Source organism: Streptomyces sp. NBC_00691, assembly GCF_036226665.1.
GTDB lineage: Bacteria > Actinomycetota > Actinomycetes > Streptomycetales > Streptomycetaceae > Streptomyces.
Genome location: NZ_CP109007.1, coordinates 7790986 through 7812406, shown reverse-complemented (window position 1 = coordinate 7812406; position 21421 = coordinate 7790986). Strand labels below are relative to the sequence as shown.

General features: G+C 71.7%; 13 protein-coding genes and 1 pseudogene. 10 read left to right on the top strand and 4 right to left on the bottom strand.

Annotated elements, in window-relative coordinates:
* The first annotated feature begins 11 nt into the window (after window positions 1–11).
* The 3 genes from OG392_RS34895 (at window position 12) to OG392_RS34885 (ending at window position 4026) form a co-directional block, all read left to right on the top strand.
* Window positions 12–1730, top strand: a complete 1719-nt coding sequence (locus OG392_RS34895) for a thiamine pyrophosphate-dependent enzyme (protein WP_329286230.1) — start codon at window positions 12–14, stop codon at window positions 1728–1730.
* 352 nt (window positions 1731–2082) lie between these two features.
* On the top strand, window positions 2083–2925 hold the full coding sequence (locus OG392_RS34890; RefSeq protein WP_329286228.1) for a PP2C family protein-serine/threonine phosphatase: 843 nt from the start codon (window positions 2083–2085) through the stop codon (window positions 2923–2925).
* 81 nt (window positions 2926–3006) lie between these two features.
* Window positions 3007–4026, top strand: a complete 1020-nt coding sequence (locus OG392_RS34885; RefSeq protein ID WP_329286226.1) for an MASE1 domain-containing protein — start codon at window positions 3007–3009, stop codon at window positions 4024–4026.
* A gap of 70 nt (window positions 4027–4096) precedes the next feature.
* Here the strand turns inward: OG392_RS34885 and OG392_RS34880 are convergent, their stop codons facing one another.
* From OG392_RS34880 to OG392_RS34870, 3 genes and pseudogenes are all read right to left on the bottom strand, one after another.
* Window positions 4097–5065 carry a family 16 glycoside hydrolase gene (locus tag OG392_RS34880; protein WP_329287643.1) on the bottom strand — a complete coding sequence of 323 codons (969 nt, stop codon included), beginning with the start codon at window positions 5063–5065 and terminating at the stop codon, window positions 4097–4099.
* 66 nt (window positions 5066–5131) lie between these two features.
* A pseudogene (locus tag OG392_RS34875) lies at window positions 5132–5844 on the bottom strand (ThuA domain-containing protein); the annotation flags it as partial.
* 126 nt (window positions 5845–5970) lie between these two features.
* A complete protein-coding gene (locus OG392_RS34870) occupies window positions 5971–8832 on the bottom strand; it encodes a PQQ-dependent sugar dehydrogenase (protein WP_329286224.1) in 2862 nt (953 codons plus the stop codon).
* A gap of 573 nt (window positions 8833–9405) precedes the next feature.
* Between OG392_RS34870 and OG392_RS34865 the strand changes: the two genes are divergently transcribed.
* Window positions 9406–11736, top strand: coding sequence for a ricin-type beta-trefoil lectin domain protein (locus tag OG392_RS34865; RefSeq protein WP_329287642.1), 2331 nt, complete (start codon window positions 9406–9408; stop codon window positions 11734–11736).
* Window positions 11737–11780: 44 nt separating this feature from the next.
* On the opposite strand, the gene OG392_RS34860 is transcribed toward OG392_RS34865, so the two are convergent.
* Window positions 11781–12770 carry a LysR family transcriptional regulator gene (locus tag OG392_RS34860; RefSeq protein ID WP_329286221.1) on the bottom strand — a complete coding sequence of 330 codons (990 nt, stop codon included), beginning with the start codon at window positions 12768–12770 and terminating at the stop codon, window positions 11781–11783.
* A gap of 160 nt (window positions 12771–12930) precedes the next feature.
* Here OG392_RS34860 and OG392_RS34855 point away from each other — a divergent pair, with 160 nt between their 5' ends.
* The 6 genes from OG392_RS34855 (at window position 12931) to OG392_RS34830 (ending at window position 21419) form a co-directional block, all read left to right on the top strand.
* Entirely contained in the window at window positions 12931–13431 is a 501-nt protein-coding gene (locus OG392_RS34855) for a hypothetical protein (RefSeq protein WP_329286220.1), read from the top strand.
* 141 nt (window positions 13432–13572) lie between these two features.
* Window positions 13573–14799 (top strand): hypothetical protein, encoded by a 1227-nt coding sequence (locus tag OG392_RS34850; protein WP_329286219.1) that lies wholly within the window; start codon window positions 13573–13575, stop codon window positions 14797–14799.
* Window positions 14800–14828: 29 nt separating this feature from the next.
* A complete protein-coding gene (locus OG392_RS34845; RefSeq protein ID WP_329286216.1) occupies window positions 14829–15326 on the top strand; it encodes a hypothetical protein in 498 nt (165 codons plus the stop codon).
* Window positions 15327–15574: 248 nt separating this feature from the next.
* On the top strand, window positions 15575–16063 hold the full coding sequence (locus OG392_RS34840; protein ID WP_329286214.1) for a hypothetical protein: 489 nt from the start codon (window positions 15575–15577) through the stop codon (window positions 16061–16063).
* On the top strand, window positions 16060–16704 hold the full coding sequence (locus tag OG392_RS34835) for a hypothetical protein (RefSeq protein WP_329286212.1): 645 nt from the start codon (window positions 16060–16062) through the stop codon (window positions 16702–16704). Before OG392_RS34840 ends, OG392_RS34835 begins: the two co-directional genes overlap by 4 nt.
* 2 nt (window positions 16705–16706) lie before the next feature.
* On the top strand, window positions 16707–21419 hold the full coding sequence (locus tag OG392_RS34830) for a putative T7SS-secreted protein (protein ID WP_329286210.1): 4713 nt from the start codon (window positions 16707–16709) through the stop codon (window positions 21417–21419).
* Window positions 21420–21421 lie beyond the last annotated feature (2 nt).

The following is a 21421-nucleotide window of genomic DNA, read 5'->3' as shown; positions in this document are numbered from 1 at the left end:
AGGGAGACCCCATGACTCGTACCGTCGCGCAGGTGATCGTCGACGGCCTCACGGACCTCGGTGTCGGCCACGTCTTCGGCGTGGTCGGCGACGCCCTCAACCCCGTCACCGATGCCATCCGGACCACCGAGGGAATCGACTGGAAGGGCTTCCGCCACGAGGAGGCCGCGGCCTTCGCCGCCGGCGCGCGGGCCCAGCTCTCCGGCGACCTCGCGGTCTGCATGGGCACCGTGGGCCCGGGCTCGGTGCATCTGCTCAACGGGCTGTACGACGCGGCCAAGAGCGGTGCGCCGGTCCTGGCGATCTGCGGCCAGGTGCCGCTGTCGGAGCTGGGCGGAGACTACTTCCAGGAGGTGGACAACGACCTCCTCTTCCGGGACGTGGCCGTGTACCGGGCCACCGTGACCTCCCCGAGCCAGATGCCGCGGCTCCTGGAGTCGGCGGTACGGGCCGCGGTGACCCGGCGGGGCGTGGCCGTGCTGACCGTGCCCGGGGACCTCGGCGACCAGAAGGTCGACGAGGACCGGCCCGCACGGTTCGCGCTCCCCCGCCCCGCCGTGACCCGTCCCGACGACCCGGCGCTCGCCGAGGCGGCCGAGGCGATCGCCGCGGGCTCCCGGGTCACGCTCCTCGTGGGGCGCGGCGCGCAGGCCGCCCGTGCGGAGGTGCTGCGCACCGCCGAGCTGCTCGCGGCCCCCATGGTGCTGACCCTGAAGGGCAAGGAGGGCTTCGAGGAGGACAATCCGTACGAGGTCGGCCAGACCGGCCTGATCGGAAACCCGGGCGCCGCCCACGCCATGGACACCTGCGACACGCTGATCATGCTGGGCACCGACTTCCCCTACCGGGACTGGTACCCGAAGGACTGCCGCGTCGTGCAGATCGACGTGCGCGAGGAGCACCTCGGCCGCCGCGTCCCGGTGGATATCGGTCTCACCGGCGACGTGGCCGCGACCCTGCGGGCGCTGCTGCCCCTGCTCACCCCCGTCTCGTCGCGGGACCACCTCGACGAGGCACGCGAACGGTTCGCACGCTGGCAGAAGGGCCAGGCGGACCTGGCCGACCCCGCCCACGACACACGTCTGCTCGGACGCGTGCGGGCGATGTTCGACAACCGCGTGGAACAGATCCGCCCCGAGGCCCTGGCGGCCGCGGTCGACCGGCACGCGGCGGACGACGCGATCTTCACCTCCGACACCGGGATGACCACGGTGTGGCTGTCGCGGCTCGTACGGATGCGTGGCGCCCGCCGGCTGATCGGCTCCTACAACCTGGGGTCCATGGCCAACGCGATGCCCCAGGCCATCGGGGCACAGCTCTGGGCCCCCGACCGCCAGGTGGTCGCCTTCTGCGGCGACGGCGGCCTCGGCATGCTGCTGGGCGACCTGATGACCATTCGCTCGGAACAGCTGCCGGTCAAGCTCGTCGTCTTCGACAACCGCCGTCTCGGCATGGTCAAGCTGGAGCAGGAGCAGGCCGGGCTTCCCGAATTCGGAACCGTCCTCGACAACCCCGACTTCGCCGCGGTCGCGGAAGCCCTCGGGCTGACCGGCATCCGCGTCACCGAACCCGGCGAGCTGGACGAGGCCGTGCGCCGGGCGCTGGCCCTTCCCGGCCCGGTGCTCCTGGACGTCGTGACGAACCCCGACGAGGTGGCGGTGCCCGGCAAACCGACGGTGTCGCAGGGCTGGGGCTTCGCCATCGCCAAGATCAAGGAGAACCTTCCGTAGCCAGGGGAGGGTCGGCCCGTCGCCGGTCGGGCCCGTCCAAGAAGGCAGGCATGGATCGCGGGAGACGGGGCACCAGAGCCCTGAGCGAAGGGACACGCTCGCGCAGCGCGATCCACGCCCCCCCGTGAACGCGGTGCAGCCGCGTGGGGCCCGCACCTGGCAAGGGTGCGGGCCCCAGGCACGCCGCGGGTCGCCGCATGGATCCGCCGCGTTCTCCGCCGATGAGATGCGGACGCCGTCGCCTCCGGGCAGAGTGGGAAGGACCTGTTCGTACCGAGGTGGTCCCCTGTGGTCCCGCATGCTGGAGACGGGACGGAGTGATGCGTGGATTGTCGTGACGTCGGAGTGATCGATGTTCAGCAGACGGCCGACCGACAGCAGCGAGGACCTTCTGGTCCGGCTCGGGTCGCTGACCGCCAGGGCGCGGGAACTGGCCGAGACGCAGCGTTCCCGTGTCGAGCTCGCCGTGGCCCTGCAGCGCGGCATGCTGCCCTCGGACCTGCCCAGTTTTCCCGGCGCCCGGCTGGCCGTCCGCTATGAGCCCGCCAACCACGGGCTCAACGTCGGCGGTGACTGGTACGACGCCTTCTCCCTGCCCGGCGGGCGGATCGGCATGTCCATCGGTGACGTGCAGGGACACAACATCGAGGCCGCCGCCTTCATGGGACAGGTCCGCGTCGCCCTGCGCGCGCTGGCCTCCGTCACCGGAGACCCGGGAGAGCTGCTCGGTCGCACCAACGACCTGCTGATCTCTCTGGGCGCCGACCTCTTCGCCACCTGTACCTTCCTGCGGCTCGACCCCGCTGCCGGCACCCTGGAGTGCGCCCGGGCCGGTCACATCCCCCACATCTGGGCCACCACCGACGGCCGCTCCGGCATCGACGACAGCGAGGGCGGGCCTCCCCTCGGTGTGCTGCGCGGCGTGGACTACCCGGCTACGCGCCACCGGCTCACCGCAGACGGTGTCTTCGTCCTGCTGACCGACGGGGTGGTGGAGGGGCCCTCGCTCCACATCGACGAGGGACTGGACCGGGTGACGCGGCTCGCCGGGATCACCGCCGTCGCCGGACTGGACGTCGACGCGCTCGCCACCGCCGTCATGAAGCTGGCGGCCACGGTGGGGCACGAGGACGACGCGGCCGTCCTGGTCGTCGGCCATGACGGCGGTCCGGCCCGGTCAGCGGCCGAGGGGTGAGGACCCGCCCGGGCCTGTGCCGGACGGCGGCGCCCGACACGCAGGGGCCTTGCCCGGTCGTGGCGGCCCGGCCGGTGTCTGATGGCTGACGTGTTGGATATTCGGCAGTACCGGTTCTCCACGGAGGCGGCTCTGATGTCGCTGGCCGTGGCGGTTTGCTACTTCGCGGCCGGACGACTCGGCCTGATGGGACGCCTCGTCGTCGAAGGCGTGGTGGTCACCCCCATCTGGCCTCCCACCGGCGTCGCCGTCGCCGCCCTGCTGCTGCTCGGCGCGCGGGTCTGGCCGGGGATCGCCCTCGGCTCCTTCCTCGTCATCGCCTCCCTCACCACTCCGGGGCCCACCACGGTGGTCACCGTGGTCAGCAACACCGTCGCGCCGCTCTGCGCCTTCCTGCTGCTGAGACGGACCGGCTTCCGGCGCGACATGGCGCGGCTGCGGGACGGACTCTCCCTGGTCTTCCTCGGCGGATTCGGCGCCATGCTGATCAGCGCGACCGCGGGGGTCGGTCTGCAGGTGGCGAAGGACTCCCTGGACAGGAGCGAGTTCTGGCCCGTCTGGCTGGCCTGGTGGGTGGGCGACACGATGGGGGTGCTGCTCGTCGCCCCGCTCCTGCTCTTCCTCGCGGGGCCGGCCGGGCGGTTCGGGGTACGGCGCTGGAAGGAGGCGGCCTTTCTGGGCCTGACGACCCTGGTCCTCATGCCCATGGCCGTGCTCAGCCGGATGAGCATGCTCTTCCTCGTCTTCCCCCTGCTGATCTGGGCGGCGCTCCGCTTCCAGCTCGCCGGAAGCATGCTGTGCGCGCTCTTCGCCTCCGTGCTCGCCACCTTCGAGGCGACCTCCGGACGGGGCGCGTTCCGTCACCTCCCAGACGTCGAGATCATGGCCAAGCTCCAGGCGTTCAACGGTTCCGCCGCCCTGACCGCCCTGCTTCTCGCCTCCGTCATCACCGAGCAGCGTGCGACCCGCCGGTCGGTGCGCCGCGCCTGCCAGGAACTGGCGGAGGTCCTGGAGCACCTCGCGGCGGGCGAGCCCTCACCGGGTCCACCCGGCACCGCCGAGAGCGGGGCAGCCCCGCCCGGCGGGCACCGGAATCCGTGATCCCCGCGCCGGTGCCGGGACAGGAATCAGGAGCGTCACCGGGGTGTGCGTCCCGTCGAAGCGGGTCCCGTCAGGGCAGGTTCCACTTCTGGTTGGCGCCGGTGTGGCAGGTCCACAGGTGGACCGGGGTGCCGTCGTTCCACACGCCTCCCGAGGCGTCCAGGCACTTGGCCGACTGTGGATTGCGGACCGTGCCGTCGGACTGCGGCGTCCACTTCTGCGCGCCCGTGCCGTTGCAGGTCCACAGCTGGACCTTCGTACCGTCCGCGCTTCCGCCGCCCGACACGTCCAGGCACTTGCCGAGGGCCTTCACCGTGCCGTCGGTTCCGACCGTCCATTTTTGGGCACCGGTGCCGTTGCAGGTCCACAGCTGGACCTTCGTGCCGTCCGCGGTCTGGGAGTCGTCGACGTCCAGGCACTTGCCGTTGACGCCCTTGACCTCGCCCGTGCGGGGGGCGGGCTGTCCTCCGTTCTGCTTGATCCGGATGTTGCGGAAGGACACGTCGTCGCCGGTCCCGTGGTTCTGGAGGCCGATGTGTCCCTGGCGCAGGCTCCGGACCGGGTCGGTACTGGTGAAGTCGTTGATCTTGCTGCCGTTCAGGAAGATCTCCAGGCGTTCGCCGGTGACCCGGAGCTCGTACGTGTTCCACTCGCCGGGCGGGTTCAGGGCGACGTCGCGCGCGGCGACGTCGGCGGACTTGAAGCCGTAGACGGCGCCGGTGGTGCGGTCGGCCGCGTCGGTGGCGTCGATCTGGATCTCGTAGCCGTTGTTCACGGCGGACCACGGGTCGTCGGAGGCCGGGAATCCGATGAAGACGCCGGAGTTGTCGTCCCCGGCGGCCTTCCAGTCGAGCTTGAGCGAGTAGTCGCCGGTGAACTCCGTGGCGGAGTACCACAGCATGCCGAGGCCGCCCTGGGAGGTGAGCGTGCCGTCCGTGAGGGTGAAGCCGCCCGGTCCCGCCTGGCTCCAGCCGGTCGTGGAGGAGCCGTTGAAGAGGGACGTGTAGCCGGTCTCCGGGCGGCAGTCGGCCTCTGTCATACCGGCGGCCCAGCGGATTCCGCCCAGAAGGTGCCGCCGGAAGGCGGGGTCGGCGTACGACTCGTCGGTGTGGCCGCCTCCGGTGTAGAAGGCCCGGCCGCCCTCGTAGCCCTTGCACCAGGCGATGGGGTGGTCGCCGGACATGTTCCCTCCCGAGTAGCTGGACTCGTCGAGGGAGGCCAGGACACGGGCGGTGGCGCGCGGGTTGGTGCGGTAGTTGTACCACTCGTCGGTGCGCTGCCAGGTGGCGCCCAGGTGGGCGGTGGCGTCGTGCGCCCGGTCCTCGACCTTCACGGTGGCGGGCTGGATGGCCGGGTGGGAGTGGAACAGGGCCCCGGCCAGGCCCTCGTAGAAGGGCCAGTCGTACTCGGTGTCGGCGGCGGCGTGGATGCCGACGATCCGCCGCCGCCCCTCACGTACTGCTCGAACGCGGTCTGCTGGCCCGCGTTCAGGACGTCGCCGGTGGTCGACAGGAAGGCGACCGTCTTGTACTGGCCGAGGTTGCCGGTCGTGAAGGCCTGGGCGTCCTCGGTGGCGTCGACGGTGAAGTTGTTCGCCGCGCCCAGGTCGCGCAGGGCTGCGATGCCAGGAGCGATCGAGGAGTGACGGAAGCCGGCGGTCTTGGAGAAGACGAGGATCTTGTACGACGGGTCCGCGGCGACGGTGCCGACCGCGGCGGCGGAGTGTCCTGGCGGTGCGGCGTGGGCCGCCGCCTGGGGGGTCAGGCAGAGGGCGGCACCGGCCAGCAGGCCGAGAACCGCTTTCAGGGGGGTGCGCATGGAACGGTCGCCTCCTTGTCTGGGGACTGCGGAGCTGCGGGAGTACGGAGTCGTGGGGCCGTGGGGCCGGGGCCTGTCGTCGAACTTGCGTCGGCCTCGGCCACCACGGGAGTTTGCCGACGGGCTCTAGGGCAGGGTCCACTTCTGGTTGGGGCCGGTGTGGCAGGTCCACAGGTGGACGGCCGTTCCGTCGTTCCAGATGCCGCCCGATGCGTCCAGGCACTTGCCTGACTGCGGGTTGCGCACGGTGCCGTCGATCTGGGGCGCCCAGTTCTGGGCGCCGGTGCCGTTGCAGGTCCACAGCTGGACCTTCGTGCCGTCCGCCGCGCCGCCGCCCGAGACGTCCAGGCATTTGCCGAGGGCCTTCAGGGTGCCGTCGCCGGGGACCGTCCAGATCTGGGCGGCGCTGCCGTTGCAGGTCCAGATCTGGATCTTCGTTCCGTCCGCGGTGCCGGCGTTGTCGACGTCCAGACACGTGGCGTTCACGCCCTTGACCGGGCCCGAGCGGGCTCCGCCGGTGGTCGTGAAGGAGAACTCGTCGATGTCGAACAGCGAACCGCTGCCGCCCTTGAAGACGAGGTACAGGGTCGTGGAGCCGGCCGGCCGGCCGGTGAGCGCGGTGGTCACGTCCTGGAAGGTCTCCCAGCCGCCGGTGACCGGTGCGGTGACCGTGCCGAGCACGGTGCCGGTCGGGGAACCGGCGCGCACCTCGATCGTGCCGCCCGTACCCGCCGAGGAGATCCGGGCGGTGAACCGGTCGGTGTTCTCCAGGGCGTACGGCCGGAAGGCGATCCAGTCGCCGTTGTCGATGTACCCGACGGTCTTCCCGCCGTGGGCGGCGGCGTGGGTGACGACCTGGACTCCGGAGGCGTCGGTGTAGTGCTCGGCCTGGCGGTGGCCGGGCTGGGTGACGCGCTGGTCGTGGGCGGTCAGGGCGGGCTGGCCGTTCGCCCCCTTGTCGGTGTACTCGGCGTCGACGACGCCGAAGATGTTGGCGTTGGGGTCGTGTTCCCCGTCGGCGAGGGTCCGCAGGGTGCCGGTGCAGCCGGTGGTCGAGGTCTGCGGGTGCCCGTGGCTGTCGTGGCCGACGATGAACGTGACCTTCACCTTGGCGCAGTCGATGGTGCCGTCCTCGGGGTCGGTCACGGTCACCTTGAAGGGGATCACCGCGCCGAAGTCGTAGACGCTGCCGTCGGCGGGCAGGTCGAGACGGACCGTGGGGGCCGTGTTCCCGACCGTGATCAGGACCGAGGCGGTGGCCGACCTGCCGGTGGTGTCGGTGGCCTTGAGGGTGGCCGTGTACCGGCCGTTGGCGGTGTACGTGTGGGAGGGGTCGGCGGCGGTGGAGGTGGCGCCGTCGCCGAAGGTCCAGGCGTAGGAGAGGGCGTCGCCGTCGGGGTCGGAGGTCCCGGCCGACGAGAACGAGACGGCCAGCGGTGCCTTGCCGGAGGTGACGCTCGCCCGGGCCTGGGCGATCGGGGCGCGGCCGCCGGTGACGTGCTCGATGCGGTACAGGGCGGAGTTCTCGTCGCCGTTGAAGTAGCCGGTGCCGTAGTCGAGGACGTACAGGGCGCCGTCCGGTCCGAAGGCCGTGTCCATCACCTGGGTGCCGCTCCAGGGGAAGGGGTTGATCGACTGCACGGTGCCGTCGGCGGTGATCTCGATCCGCTTGATCCAGCGGCGGCCGAACTCACCGGCGAAGAAGTCTCCGTCGTACTCCTGGGGGAACTTCACGTCGGAGGTGGAGGCGGCGTCGTAGCGGTAGACCGGGCCGGCCATGGGCGACTCCGAGCCGCCGCCGAACTCGGGGACGGAGGAGCCGTTGTACGGGATCCAGGCCGGCTGGGCGGGCGGCAGGTCGGTGAGGCCGGTGTTGCGCGGGGAGGTGTTCTTCGGGGCTGCGCAGTTGAACACCGCTCCCGAGGCTCCGGTGGCGAAGTCGTAGTCGGTGTAGGCGTTGTTGTCGCCCGTGCAGAACGGCCAGCCGAAGTTGCCCGCCTTGGTGATGCGGTTGAACTCGACCTGGCCCTCCGGCCCCCGGGTGGGCGAGGCGGTGCCCGAGTCGGGGCCGTAGTCGCCGAGGAAGACGGTGCCGGTGGCCTTGTCGACGCTCATCCGGAAGGGGTTGCGGAAGCCCATCGCGTAGATCTCGGGACGCGTCTTCGCCGTACCGGGTGCGAAGAGGTTGCCGCTGGGGATCGCGTAGGAGCCGTCGGTGTTCACCTTGATGCGCAGGACCTTGCCGCGGAGGTCGTTGGTGTTGCCGGCCGAGCGCTGGGCATCGTAGGCGGGGTTGCGGCCGGCCCGCTCGTCGATGGGGGTGAAGCCGTCCGAGGCGAAGGGGTTGCTGTCGTCGCCGGTGGACAGGTAGAGGTTGCCGGCGGCGTCGAAGTCGATGTCGCCGCCGACGTGGCAGCACAGGCCGCGGGAGGCGGGGACGTCCAGGATCCTCTTCTCGCTGGCGAGGTCGAGGGTGCCGTCCGTCCTGAGGGCGAACCTGGACAGGCGGTTGACCCCGTCGTACGGGGTGAAGTCGGCGGCCGTGCCGTCCGCGGGGGCGTCCCCGCCCGGCGTGGTCAGCTTGGGGGCGTAGTAGAGGTAGAGCTGCCGGTTGGACGAGAAGCCCGGGTCCGCCGCGACCCCCTGCAGGCCCTCCTCGTCGTGGCTGTAGACGTCGAGCTTGCCCGCCACGGTGGTGGTGCCCGCGGCGTCGGTCAGCCGGAGCGTGCCGTCGCGCGAGGTGTGCAGGACCGAGCGGTCCGGGAGCACGGCCAGGGTCATGGGCTCGCCGGTCTCGGATACGCCTTTGGCGAGCGTGACCTGCTGGAATTCCGGGGCGGCCGCGGCCGCGGCCGTGGTCCCGGTCCCGGCGTCGTGGTCCCGGTGAGCGGGCGTGGAGTGGGCCGGGGACACCGGCAGGAGGCAGCCGAGGGTGCATGCCACGGCGGTCAGCAAGGAGCGGGCGCGTCCGCGCCCGGGCGTTCTCATGCGCACAGAGGTCTCCCAGCAGGAGTGGGTGGGATGGTGGCACCCTCGGGGTGCTGCTGAGGGGGCACGGGCGTGCGCCGTCACGCCGCAGGAAACGGTCGACAGCTCATGACCGGTTCATTTCAAGGAAGTTAGCGGGCTTTGTCGAAGTCCGTAACCCGGTGTGCGCGAGTTTTCGTCACTTCATTCTCGCTGGGGACAAAGTATGGACGGTGTCGGGAGAAGTCCCTACTGTGTCCGACGCGGTGATGCGGACCCGTTCCCGTCCCGCCCGCAGCGCCTCCGTGTCCGGGCCGACGACGCGTCCCGGCAGCGGTGGATCCCTCCCTTGTCCGATCGAGTCCTTCATGCCCTGAAGGACCGTCAGGAGGTCACGTGTATCCACGGCTGTACCCCCACCGGCCGGCCAGACGTCTGGCCGGAACGCTCATCGCCTCGTTACTGACCGCCGCCCTGTCGGCCTCCCCGGCCTCTCCCGCTTCCCCGAAGCCTCCCCCGCCCCCGACCTCGCCGGCCTCGCCCGTCTCCTCGGGACCCGCCAGGGATCCCGCGGGCACCGACCGGCCCGTCCGCGTGAAGGGCGCCGCCGTCCCGGCCGGTTCCACCCTCGAGGGCCGCTCCGCCGCGGCGCTCCCCCCGCAGACGCCCGGCGTGACGCTCCGCGTCTTCGACGTGCAGGTCGCGCTCAACAACCTCTGCGTACTGAAGCCGGGGCAGACCCCCAACATCGACAAGCTGATGCCGGTGATCGACTGGTCCACGACCGCCGACTTCGGCCTGGACACCGGCTTCGTCACCCAGACGACCGGCAACCTCGACGTCGCGCAGGCGGGCAGCTACACCCTCCGCCTCGCCAGCGACGACGGCTCCCGCCTCCTGATCGACGACCAGGTAGTGATCAACCACGACGGTCTGCACGGTCCGGATCCCAAGGACGCGACCGTGAACCTGACGGCAGGCGTCCACGCGCTGCGCATCGAGCACTTCGAGCGCGACGGCGGCCAGCAGATCACGCTGTCCTGGAAGCCGCCGGGCGTCACCGGCTTCAGCGTCGTGCCGAACTCGGCCCTGAGCACGGACGCCGACGTCGTCCGGGTGACCGCGCCGGGCCGCAAGGAGTGCGAGGGCGTCGCGGACACGCCTGGCGACGGCCTCCCGCTCACCGGCGTGCACCCGAACTACACCCTCACCGGCCTCCGGCCCCAGGGCTTCGAGCCGCAGGTCTCCGCGATGGACTGGCTGCCGGACGGCCGCCTGGCCGTGACCACCTGGGGAGGGAGCAACAACACCACGGGCGAGGTCTACCTGCTCGGCAATGTCACGGGGAACACCGGTCCGGACAAGGTGACGGTGAAGAAGGTGGCCTCGGGTCTGAAGGAGCCGATGGGCGTCAAGTACGTCGACGGCAAGCTCTACGTCTCCCAGAAACATGAGCTGACCGAGCTGAACGACACCAACGGGGACGAGGTCGTCGACCAGTACCGGCGGGTGGCGACCTGGCCGTACGGCGGCAACTTCCACGAGTTCGCCTTCGGCCTCCTCTACAAGGACGGGTTCTTCTACCTGAACCTGTCGGTCTCCATCGACTACGGCGGGGCGACCACGAACCCGCAGCCGGCACCGAACCGCGGGACCACCATCAAGGTGAACCGTCAGACCGGCGAGGTCTCGTACGTGGCCGGCGGGCTGCGCACCCCGAACGGCATCGGGTGGGGCCCCGAGGGCGGCATCTTCGTCACTGACAACCAGGGCGGCTGGCTGCCCTCGTCGAAGCTGCTGCACATCAAGCAGGACCGATTCTTCAACCACTACATGAACCCGGCCGGCCCCTTCGACGCCCGGCCGGTGACCAAGCCGGTGCTCTGGTTGCCGCAGAACGAGATAGCCAACTCCCCCAGCACGCCCGTTCAGCTGACCGAGGGCCCGTTCACCGGGCAGATGCTGTTCGGCGACGTGACGTACGGCGGCGTGCAGCGCGCCTTCCTGGAGAAGGTGGGCGGCGAGTACCAGGGCGCGGTCTTCCGGCTGACACAGGGCCTGGAGGCGGGCGTGACCCGCATCAGCATCGGCCCGGACGGCGCGCTGTACGCGGGCGGGCTCGGCGCGGGTGGCAACTGGGGCCAGGAGGGCAAGCTCACCTTCGGCCTGCAAAAGCTGTCGCCGAACGGCGCCAACGCCTTCGACATCCGCGCCATGCGCGCCGTACCGGGCGGCTTCGCCCTGGAGTACACCCAGCCGCTGTCGACTCAGACGGCGACCGACCTGGCCAAGCACTACAAGATCGAGCAGTGGCGTTACGCGCCGACCGCCGCCTACGGCGGCCCGAAGACCAACGAGGAGACGCTGACCGCGCAGTCGGCCACCCTCTCCACCGACCGCAGGACGGTCACCCTGGCCATCCCCGGCCTCAAGAGCGACCGGGTGGTGCACGTCCGCTCACCGCGTCCCTTCAGCTCGTCCACCGGCGAGACCCTGTGGAGCACCGAGGCCTGGTACACGCTCAACCGGCTGGCCGGTGGTGTGCCCACGGGAGAGGTGCGGGGCCTCGGCGACAAGTGCCTGGACGTCGACGACTCCCAGACCGCGGACGGCACGAAGATCCAGGTGTGGGGCTGCAACGGCACCGGCGCCCAGCAGTGGACGGTGGCCACGGACGGCACGCTGAAGGTGCTCGGCAAGTGCCTGGACGTCTCCAACGGCGGCGCGGCGGACGGCACCAAGGTCCAACTGTGGACCTGCAACGGATCAGGCGCCCAGACCTGGCAGGCCCAGGCCGACGGCAGTCTGCGGAACCCGCAGTCCGCCAAGTGCCTGGACGTCGCGAGCGGCGCCACGGCGGACGGCACGAAGGTCCAGCTGTGGACCTGCAACGGGACGGGCGCCCAGAAGTGGGCCCTTCCCTGACGTGACGACGGGTGCGTGCACGTCGCCGAGCCCGTGGCACGGGGTCAGTCCTCGGTCTGGCTCCTGCCCCGGACGGCCCCCCGGTCGCGCGCCGAGGCCACGTGGCCGGCGGCTGCCACCACGGCCTCGACGAGCGGTTCCGTGCGGTTCTCCCTCAGCCAGGCGAGGCCCGCCGTAGACGGGGGCAGGTCCGTGACCTCGACGTAGCGGATGCCGGGGCGCGGGAAGAGGTCGCGCGCGGCGGCCGGCAGGAAACACATGCCCTTGCCCTGGGCAACGAGGTGCAGAAGGCCCTCCAGGTCCGAGGCGACGGGTCCGTAGCGGACCGGGGTGCCGTCGGGTCGCGGGTCGGCGGCCCAGAAGTCCCACCAGAGCCGTGGTACCTGGGGCGGGACGTCGATCACCGGGTGGCGGGCCAGCTCGGCGAGGGCGATCCGGTCGCGGTCCGCGAGCGGGTCGCTCGCCGGTAGACAGGCCGACCGGGGTTCCGTGGCGAGGTGTTGCACCTCGACGCCGGGCGGGACCGGTGGACGGAGGAAGGCGACATCGACGTCATGCCGGAACAGGGCGTCGAAGTGGTCGGCGAAGTGGAGGCTGCGCACGTCGACCTGGACCAACGGGTGCCGTTCGTGGCGCAGACGCAGCACGGCGCGGGTGTACGGCATCGCCGCCTCCGCGCCGATGGTGCCGACGACGAGGCGTCCGGAGAGCCTGCGCGCCTGGGTCGACGCGCTGCGGCTGAGCCGGTCCATGGCCGCCACCACGCCGCGCGCGTCCGCCAACAGCACCCGGCCCTGCGGCGTAAGGGAGACGGCCCGGCTCGAACGGTCGAACAGCCGCACACCGAGGCGTCTTTCCAGGTCCCGGATCTGCTGGCTCAGCGCCGACTGCGTCATGAACAGCCGGGCGGCGGCGCGCGAGAAGTGGAGTTCCTCCGCGAGGGCGACGAACAGCCGGAGTTGATGGGCGCTCGGCGTCCGCGGATCGGGGCCCGTCGGCGCGGCGCCTCCAGCGGCCGTATCGCCAGTAACCATGATGAATCCCTTATCGATCGTCTTTCATGTCGCATGGCCACAAGCGATGACATGAACAGAGTGCGAGTGGAAGGCTCGGCTCTCAAGCGACGCCCCGTGACAACCCCTCGGTTCCGCAGGGCAGTCCGACCATTGCTTTCTCGACAACGGGGGCCGAAACATGTCTGTGAGACGAGCGGTGGCGATGCTCGCCGCCCTCTTGGCCGTGCTGTTCAGCGCCGGCGCCGTTCAGGCGTCTTCGCCGCAGGCCGGCACCACCACCCGTGCGGTGCGGAGCGCGCCGCCCACGACCGAGGCCGCGCCCCTCGCGGCTCAGGCGTCGTGCACCGCCCGGAACGTCAGTCACTACGACGCGTACACCGGGCGCACCTGGACGCGTGACTGGGTGTGCGGCAATCGTGCCGGCGCCCCGCTGTACGGCTGCGCCGGCTTCATCGCCGCCTGCTCGGCGATCGGCTGGATCGACACGTCGACGAGCTGGTTCGTGTGCTGGGGCAGAGGCGCCGCGCACAGCGGCGGCAACAACATCTGGTACTACACCATGGGTGACCGCATCGCTCCCGGTCGCGAGCGCCATCACGGGTGGGGCTTCATCCCCGCCGTGGACGTGTGGACGTCGACCGATCCCTGGCCCGGCATGACGGAGTGCAACATCCCGTAGGGAGCCGTCCGCGCGGCCCGCTCCGGCGGAGCCCCTCGCGTCCCGCCGGGGGCTCCGCGCCCCGGTCCCGCCGCCCTCGTTCACCGCCCCTTGCCGACACCCGGGCAGACCGCTCTCCCACCCAGCGAGGATCCTCACGCCATGCTCCGCATCGTCAGGCACTCCCACCCCGCCGCTCGCCGTACGCCTCGGCGCCTGCTCGCCGCGACCGCGGCCTTCCTCTCCCTCTCCTTCACCGGCGCGGCGCTCCCGCACTCCGTCGCGGCCGCGACGGAACCGGCCGGTGGCTCCGTGCCGGTCACGCCCGCGAGCCCCCGGGTGCCCGCGGGGGTCACCGCGGGCGTGGCCGTGTTCGACCGGCAGACCGGGACGTTCACCGAACAGCTCGCCCCGGACGCCAGGTTCCGGTCCGCGTCGGTCGTCAAGCTCCTGATCGCCCTCGACGTCCTGTGGAACCGCAGCCCCGACACCCTCCCGGCCGCCGACCGCACGCGGCTGGACGTCATGCTCCGCGGCAGTCAGGACGCCGCCGCCAGCCACTACTGGTCGGCGTACGGCGGGCCGGCGATCGTCGAGCGCATGGTCACGCGGCTCGGGCTCGCCGACACCGCTCCTCCACCGGCGGGCTACGAGGGGTACTGGGGCTACACCGCCATGTCGGCCCGCGACACCGTGAAGACCTACCGGCACATCCTGGAGTCCGCTCCCGCACCGGTGCGTGACTTCATCATGGAGCGTCTGCGACGGTCGACCCGGTGCGCGTCGGACTCCTTCGACCAGCACTTCGGCATCGCCGCCGCGTTCGACCGTCCGTGGGCCGTGAAGCAGGGCTGGTCGGGGAGGTACGCGAAGGGGAACTGCGGCTCCGCAAGCACCGCTGAGGCTCGTGGCATCGACGCCTCGGCACCCACGTCCGCCGGCCCGGGTGACGCGAGCGTCGACCTGAGCCGGCCGGCGCTGCACACGACCGGCACCGTCGGAGCCGGTGACCGTTCGATCGTGGCCGTCCTCACGCTGCACGCGGACGGCACGTCGTACGGAAAGGCGTACACCGACCTCGGCCGGCTGACCCGTTCCCTGAACGTTCCCGGCGGAACGGCGCCGAAGGGGAAGTGGTACGGGACGTGGGGCCAGGACGTCGCCGTCCGTACGGAACCGGTCGTCGGGGACAACCTGCTGACCAGGCTCCCGGCCGGCGTGGAGGTGCTGGTGGGCTGCCAGAAGAAGGGGCAGCTCGTCTCCGTCCCGCCGTACACCAACGACTGGTGGGCGTATCTGCCGCAGTACGGGGGCTACGTCACCCACATCTATCTCAGCCATCCGGACAACCAGTTGCCGGACGTACCGCTGTGCACGAGTCAGAAGTGAACCCGGTGATTCCCGGAGAAGGAGTGACGATGTCACGTACCAGGCGTTCCACCCTCGGTGTGGTCGGTGCCCTCCTGTGGGTGCTGGTGTCCGCCTCCGCGGCGGGACCGGCCCAGGCGGCGGCCTCTGACGGGCCTCGCGAGGGCGGCGGCCGCACCGTGGTCATGCCGCCGGCGCCCAGGGGCGAGGGGCCGTCCTCGCGTGCCGTGGCGGCCGTGTCGCCGACGGTCTCGCCCTGGGCGGACTACGTGCACACGTCGTCGGGCAGCCCCGTCACGTGCGCGTCGGGGAATCTCTGCACCGGGGTCTGGGACCCGGTGGTCGGCAAGTACAAGGTCTTCTTCCTCTACCGGTGCCACCAGTACTCCCTGTCCCACTGGAACGGCGTGGGCCAGGTGGTGAACAACCAGGTCGGCGCCGCCGCGTTCTTCTACGGCCAGAACGGCCAGGTGCTGGACGTCGTCCTGCCGGAGCCCACGCCCTTCACGTACGACTGGGCGCCCGTGTGGTCCATCCGGAACTGCTGAGCGGCGCGCGTCGGCACGTCCGCGAACCAGGCGGCTCCGCCCGGTGGCCGTGGTCGCCTCCGGCGCCCTCGGCCGCCGGGCGGCCCGCGTGTCCACCGGCGTGGGGCAGGGATCCCCACCGGGATCCTGAACCGGTTCACGACGGTCGAGCGTTCGTACGGTCGATCCGGGGAACCGTGCGGGGAGGACAGGCGTGTACACCCGAGAAACGGGGGAGGCCCCCGGTACGACGTCGGGGAGGCGGGCCGGTGGGCGGAGCTACGGTACTTGCGGAACGGATCGCCGAGCGGCGGGCCGGGCTCGGTGATCCCAGGGAGCTGGTGGGGGAGCTGCGGCGTGCCCTCGTCCTCGTCCCGTTGGACTCCGAGGGCCTGTGGACGGCGGAGTTCGGCGGGGTGCGCTGGATCTGCGCCTTCACCGACGAGGCGGCGCTCGCCCGGTTCGCCCGGGCCCGGGACGCCGCCGGCGGGGACACCGGGCGCGAGGCGGGCGGTGCGTGGGAGTTCGCGGAACTGCGCGGGGCGCGGCTGCTCGACGAGATCGTCCCCGCTCTGGGCGTCCCCGCCGGGGTGGCCGTCGACATCGCCGATCCGGAGGGCGCGATGGCCTTCCCGCCGGTCCGGGGCATCGTGCCCGACGACGTGGCGATCGACGGGCCGCCCGACGGGCCGACGCCCTCTCCGCCCCACGGGCCGACCGCGGCCTCGGGGCCGGCCGGCGGCGGTGACGCCCGATGAGCGGGGGCGGGCAGGAGAACCTGCGGTTCGACGCGGAGAGCATCAAGAAGATCACCGAGGGGATCCGCGCGGCCACCGCCGAACTCCGGGACATCGGCACGGGCACGGGGGCCGTGCTCGGCAAGGGCTTCTCCGACCTCTCGATGACCGGCATGGAAGCCGGGCACCACGGTCTCTCGGTGGACTTCGAGGACTACTGCGAGCGCTGGGAATGGGGCGTACGGGCGCAGGTCCAGGACGCCAACACCCTCGCCGCGGCGCTGGGCCTCGCCGCCGGACTCGTCTGGGAGGAGGACCAGTACCTCCAGGGCACCTTCAAGATCGCCGTGAACTCCGCCGTGGGCAACCCGCACGCCTCCGAGGCCGACATCGTCAAGCAGGACTGGGGCGACGTGTTCACCCCGGACTACCTGAACCCCGACTGGAGTCCCGAGTCCTTCCAGCGCGCCGGGGACGAGGCCGCCCAGACCTGGAAGGACACCGGGCGGGAGGTCCTCACGGAGGGCCAGGGCGGGAGCCGGGCACGGATCCTCAACGAACTCCTCGGGGTGGACCAGGGCGACTTCGACCGTGCCGTGGACGAGACGTTCGGCCCGTCCCCTGAACAGCGGGCGCAGCAGCAGGACACCGGGGGGAACTGACCGTGGGTATCGGGGACTTCATCAGCGACATCACTCCGGATGTCGTCGAGGACGCGGTCGAGGACGGCGTCGAGTGGGTCGGCAACCGGGTCGAGGACGCCGGGAACTGGACCGCGGACCGGCTGGACGACGTCGGCTGGGAGTCCGGCGCCGACTGGGTGCGCGAGCAGTCGCGTTCGGTGGCGAACCGGATGGGCGCCGAGGTCGACGAGATGGACCTCGGGCAGACCGAGGACAAGACCAAGCTGATCTACGGCAGTCCCTCCAAGCTGAGGGACACCGCCTCCCATCTGCGGGACCTCCAGACCTCGTTCGAGAAGGTCGGCCAGGGGCTGAAGGGCCTCGACTCATCCGCGGTGAAGGGCGAGGCCGCCGACGCGTTCCGGGAGAAGGTCGCGGTCGAACCGCCCAAGTGGTTCAAGGGCGCGGACGCCTTCGGCAAGGCCGCGGACGCCTTGGCGAGCTTCGGCCTCACGGTCGAGTGGGCCCAGGGACAGGCCCAGACCGCCATCGACAAGTGGAAGGCGGGCACCAAGGCGTCCGCCGACGCGGCCGACGCGCACAACAAGAGCGTCGACGACTACAACAAGGCTGTCGACGGCTACAACGCCCAGCCCGCCGACAAACGGAACCCGGCCTCCCTGCCACCCAAGCCGGGCGCCTTCACCGACCCCGGCAAGGCGGGCATGCAGGAGGCGCAGGAGATCCTCGCCGAGGCCCGCAAGCAGCGCAACGCCGCCGCCGAGACGGCCCGCACCGCCGTCCGGGCCGCCCGCGACGCGGCCCCGCCCAAACCCTCGTACGCCGACCAGGCCATGGACGGGCTCGAAGAACTCCAGGTGATGCAGACCCACTTCGGCGGCGGCATCGTCAAGGGCACGGCAGGGCTGCTCAGTTTCGTCCGGAGCGTCAACCCCACCGACCCGTACAACCTCACCCACCCCGCCGAATACCTCCTGCAGCTCAACAGCCTCGCCTCCGGCCTCGTCCTCATGGCCAACGACCCGTGGGGCACGGGCAAGCAGATGATCGACAACTTCATGAAGGACCCGGCGGAAGGCTTCGGCCGACTCGTCCCCGACCTGCTGCTCACCGCCGCCACCGCCGGCGGTGGCGCGGCCGTCAAGGGCGTCCGGGTCGCGGCCGAGGGAGCGGACCTGGCGTCCGACGCCAACCGCGCCCGCCGCCTGATCGACGGATCGCCGAACGGCACCCACAACCGCCCCGACGCCCACCGACTCGTCGACGAGACCGACCCGGTGGACCTCGCCTCGGGCCGGATGTTCCTGCCCCAGACCGATGTCTCCCTCCCCGGCACCCTCCCGCTCACCTTCACCCGACGCGTCGAGTCCGGGTACACCGCCGGACGCTTCTTCGGCCCCTCGTGGTCCTCCACCGTCGACGAGCACCTGGAGATCGACGCGCAGGGGGTCGTCCATGTCACGGCCGACGGCCTCCTTCTCCCCTACCCGCACCCCGTGCCCGGCCTCCCGACGCTCCCCGAGTCCGGCACCGGCCGCCGGCCGCTCGCGCGCGACGAGTCCGGCGAGTACACGCTCACCGATCCGGACACCGGTCTGACCCGGCACTTCGCCGCGCCCGCCGGCACCGAACCGGGCGGCGACGGAGAGGCATGGCTCGTGCGGACGGTGGACCGCAACGGCCACGCCGTCACCGTCGACCGCACCGAGGACGGAACCCCGCTCGCCCTCGTCCACACCGCGGGCTACCACGTCGACGTCACGACCGACGACGGCCGGGTGACACGCCTCGCCCTGCGCCTTCCCGACGGCACCGGACAGGAACTCGTCCGCTACGGCCACACCGACGGCGACCTGACCGCGGTCACCAAGCCCTCCGGTGCCACCCTCGCCCTCGCCTACGACGACCGGCACCGGGTGATCACCTGGACCGACTCCAACGGCAGCCGCTACGACTACGCCTACGACGAGCACGACCGGGTCATCGGCGAGGGCGGCGAGGACGGCCACGTCCAGCTCACCCTCGCCTACGGCCACCCCGATCCGGCCACCGGCCACCGCACCACCACCCTCACCACCGCCGACGGACGGGTCACCCGCCATCTGATCGACGGCGCCTGCCACGTCCTCGCCACCGTCGACCCGCTCGGCCACACCACCCGGCTCGGCCACGACGCCCGCGGGAACCTCCTCACCCGCACCGACGCCCTCGGCCGGACGACGGCCTTCTCGTACGACGACGAGGGCCGGCTGCTCACGGTCCTCCGGGCCGACGGCAGCCGGCTCTCCACCGTCCGTGACGACCGGGGCCTGCCCGTGGAGTTCACCGACGCCGACGGCGGGCGGACCCGCCAGGAGTTCGACGACCTCGGCAACCTCACCGCCGTCACGGACCCCGCCGGCCACACCACGCGCTACGCCTACGACGCCCGGGGCCACCTCGCCACCACCACCGACCCCTCCGGCGCCGTCACCACCTTCCGCTGCGACCCCGCCGGACTCCCCCTCGAGGTCGGCGACCCCCTCGGCGGCACCACGCGGTGCGAGCGCGACGCCCACGGCCGGCTCGTCCGCGTCACCGACCCGCGGGGCGCCGTCACCAGCCTGGAGTGGACCGAGGACGGCGAACTCGCGCGGCGCGTCCGCCCGGACGGCACCGTCGAGGCATGGGCCTACGACGGTGAGGGCAACTGCACCGCGTACACCGATCCGAACGGCCTCACGACCCGCTTCGAATACACCCACTTCGACCTGCTCGCCGCCCGCACCGGCCCCGACGGCGCGCGCCACGCCTTCGAGCACGACGCCGCCCTCCGCCTCACCCGGGTCACCGACCCCCAGGGGCTGACCTGGGACTACACGTACGACCGGGCCGGCCGCACGGTCGCCGAGACCGACTTCGACGGGCGGACCGTCGCCTACGAACTGAACGCGGTCGGGCAGGTCGCCGCCCGCACCACCGCCACCGGCCAGACCGTCCGCTACGAGCGGGACGCGCTCGACCGGGTCGTCCGCAAGGAGGCGGGCGGAGCCGCCACCACCTACGCGTACGACGCCGCCGGCCGGATGGTCCGCGCCGAGGGCCCCGACGGCGAACTCGTCCGGCAGTACGACCGCCGCGGCGAACTCAAGGCAGAACTCGTCGACGGCCGCCCGCTCACCTATGCCTACGACGACACCGGACGACTCTCCCGCCGCATCACCCCCACCGGACACGTCACCAGCTACGCGTACGATGCCACCGGCCGGCTCGCCCAGCTCACCAGCGGCACCCGGCGGATCTCCTTCGCCCACGACACGACGGGACGGGAACTGCGCCGCGCCTTCGGCGACACCCTCGCGCTCACCTCGTCCTGGGACGGGTCCGGACGACTGGCCGGCCAGCACCTGACCGCGGGCGGCCGCACCGTCAACCGCCGCGCCTACACCTATCGCGCCGACGGCCACCTCACCGCGCTCGACGACGCCCTGCGCGGCTCCTTCCGCTACGGCCTCGACGCCACCGGCCGCGTCACCACGGTCACCGCCGCGGGCTGGAAGGAGTCGTACGCCTACGACGCCTCCGGCAACCAGACCTCCGCGTCCTGGCCCGGCGGCCACCCGGGCCAGGACGCCACGGGCCCCCGCAGCTACACCGGAACCACGCTCCTGCGCGCCGGAGCGGTCCGGTACGAGCACGACTCCGGCGGCCGGACCACCCTGCGCCGCCGGGTCACGCTCTCCGGAAAGGCGGACACCTGGCGGTTCACCTGGGACGCCGAGAGCCGCCTCACCGCCGTCACCACGCCCGACGGGACGCGCTGGCGCTACCGGTACGACCCGCTCGGCCGCCGCACCGCGAAGCAGCGGCTCGCCGACGACGGCGCGACGGTGGTCGAGGAGACCCTTTTCACCTGGGACGGCCCGACCCTGTGCGAACAGGTCACGACCGCACCCGGGCTGCCCCGCCCCGTCGCCCTCACCTGGGACCACCGGCACGCCAAGCCGCTGGCCCAGACCGAACGCGTCCTCAACGCCGACGCCTCCCAGGAGGCCGTCGACGAGCGCTTCTTCGCCATCGCCACCGACCTCGTCGGCACCCCCACCGAACTCGTCGACGAGACCGGCCGGGTGGCCTGGCACAGCCGCGCCACGCTCTGGGGCACCACCACGTGGAACGGCGGCGCCACCGCCTACACCCCGCTCCGGTTCCCCGGTCAGTACTTCGACCCCGAGACCGGTCTCCACCACAACTACTTCCGGCAGTACGACCCGGAGACCGCCCGCTACCTCACCCCCGACCCGCTGGGACTCCTCCCCGCCCCCAACCCGGCCTCCTACGTCCACAACCCGGTCACCTGGTCCGACCCGCTCGGCCTCTCCCCCTACCGCGGGCTCGGACTCAGCGACGAGGCGATGAACGCCATCCAGAAGCTGGAGAACATCAAGGCCGACCCGATCGGCCGCATCAACTCCGAGCCCAACCACAACCACTACTCGGCGGCGCGGCGCGAGGCGGGCGGCGAGGTGGTGGCCCGCAAGCCGGACGGCACCCCCTTCGACCACGTCCAGGACCTCACACAGGCCGCGAACGGACTGGAGAACGTCCGCAAGGCCCTGTGGAAGGAGATGGAGAAGCTGCCGGACGGCATGACCGAGCGCGGGCTCGAAGTGCTCCTCAAGAAGCACGACGAGACCGTCTACCACCTGGACCGTGTGAAAGGCTTCCTGCACCAGATCAAGCAGCAGCCATGACC

Excerpts from the sequence above, each read along its gene's own strand:
- OG392_RS34855 (WP_329286220.1), top strand. The coding sequence starts at position 12,931 with ATGTCTGTGAGACGAGCGGTGGCGATGCTCGCCGCCCTCTTGGCCGTG.
- OG392_RS34850 (WP_329286219.1), top strand. The coding sequence starts at position 13,573 with ATGCTCCGCATCGTCAGGCACTCCCACCCCGCCGCTCGCCGTACGCCT.
- OG392_RS34895 (WP_329286230.1), top strand. The coding sequence starts at position 12 with ATGACTCGTACCGTCGCGCAGGTGATCGTCGACGGCCTCACGGACCTC.
- OG392_RS34890 (WP_329286228.1), top strand. The coding sequence starts at position 2,083 with ATGTTCAGCAGACGGCCGACCGACAGCAGCGAGGACCTTCTGGTCCGG.
- OG392_RS34835 (WP_329286212.1), top strand. The coding sequence starts at position 16,060 with ATGAGCGGGGGCGGGCAGGAGAACCTGCGGTTCGACGCGGAGAGCATC.
- OG392_RS34860 (WP_329286221.1), bottom strand. The coding sequence starts at position 12,770 with ATGGTTACTGGCGATACGGCCGCTGGAGGCGCCGCGCCGACGGGCCCC.
- OG392_RS34885 (WP_329286226.1), top strand. The coding sequence starts at position 3,007 with ATGGCTGACGTGTTGGATATTCGGCAGTACCGGTTCTCCACGGAGGCG.
- OG392_RS34845 (WP_329286216.1), top strand. The coding sequence starts at position 14,829 with ATGTCACGTACCAGGCGTTCCACCCTCGGTGTGGTCGGTGCCCTCCTG.
- OG392_RS34880 (WP_329287643.1), bottom strand. The coding sequence starts at position 5,065 with ATGACAGAGGCCGACTGCCGCCCGGAGACCGGCTACACGTCCCTCTTC.
- OG392_RS34870 (WP_329286224.1), bottom strand. The coding sequence starts at position 8,832 with ATGAGAACGCCCGGGCGCGGACGCGCCCGCTCCTTGCTGACCGCCGTG.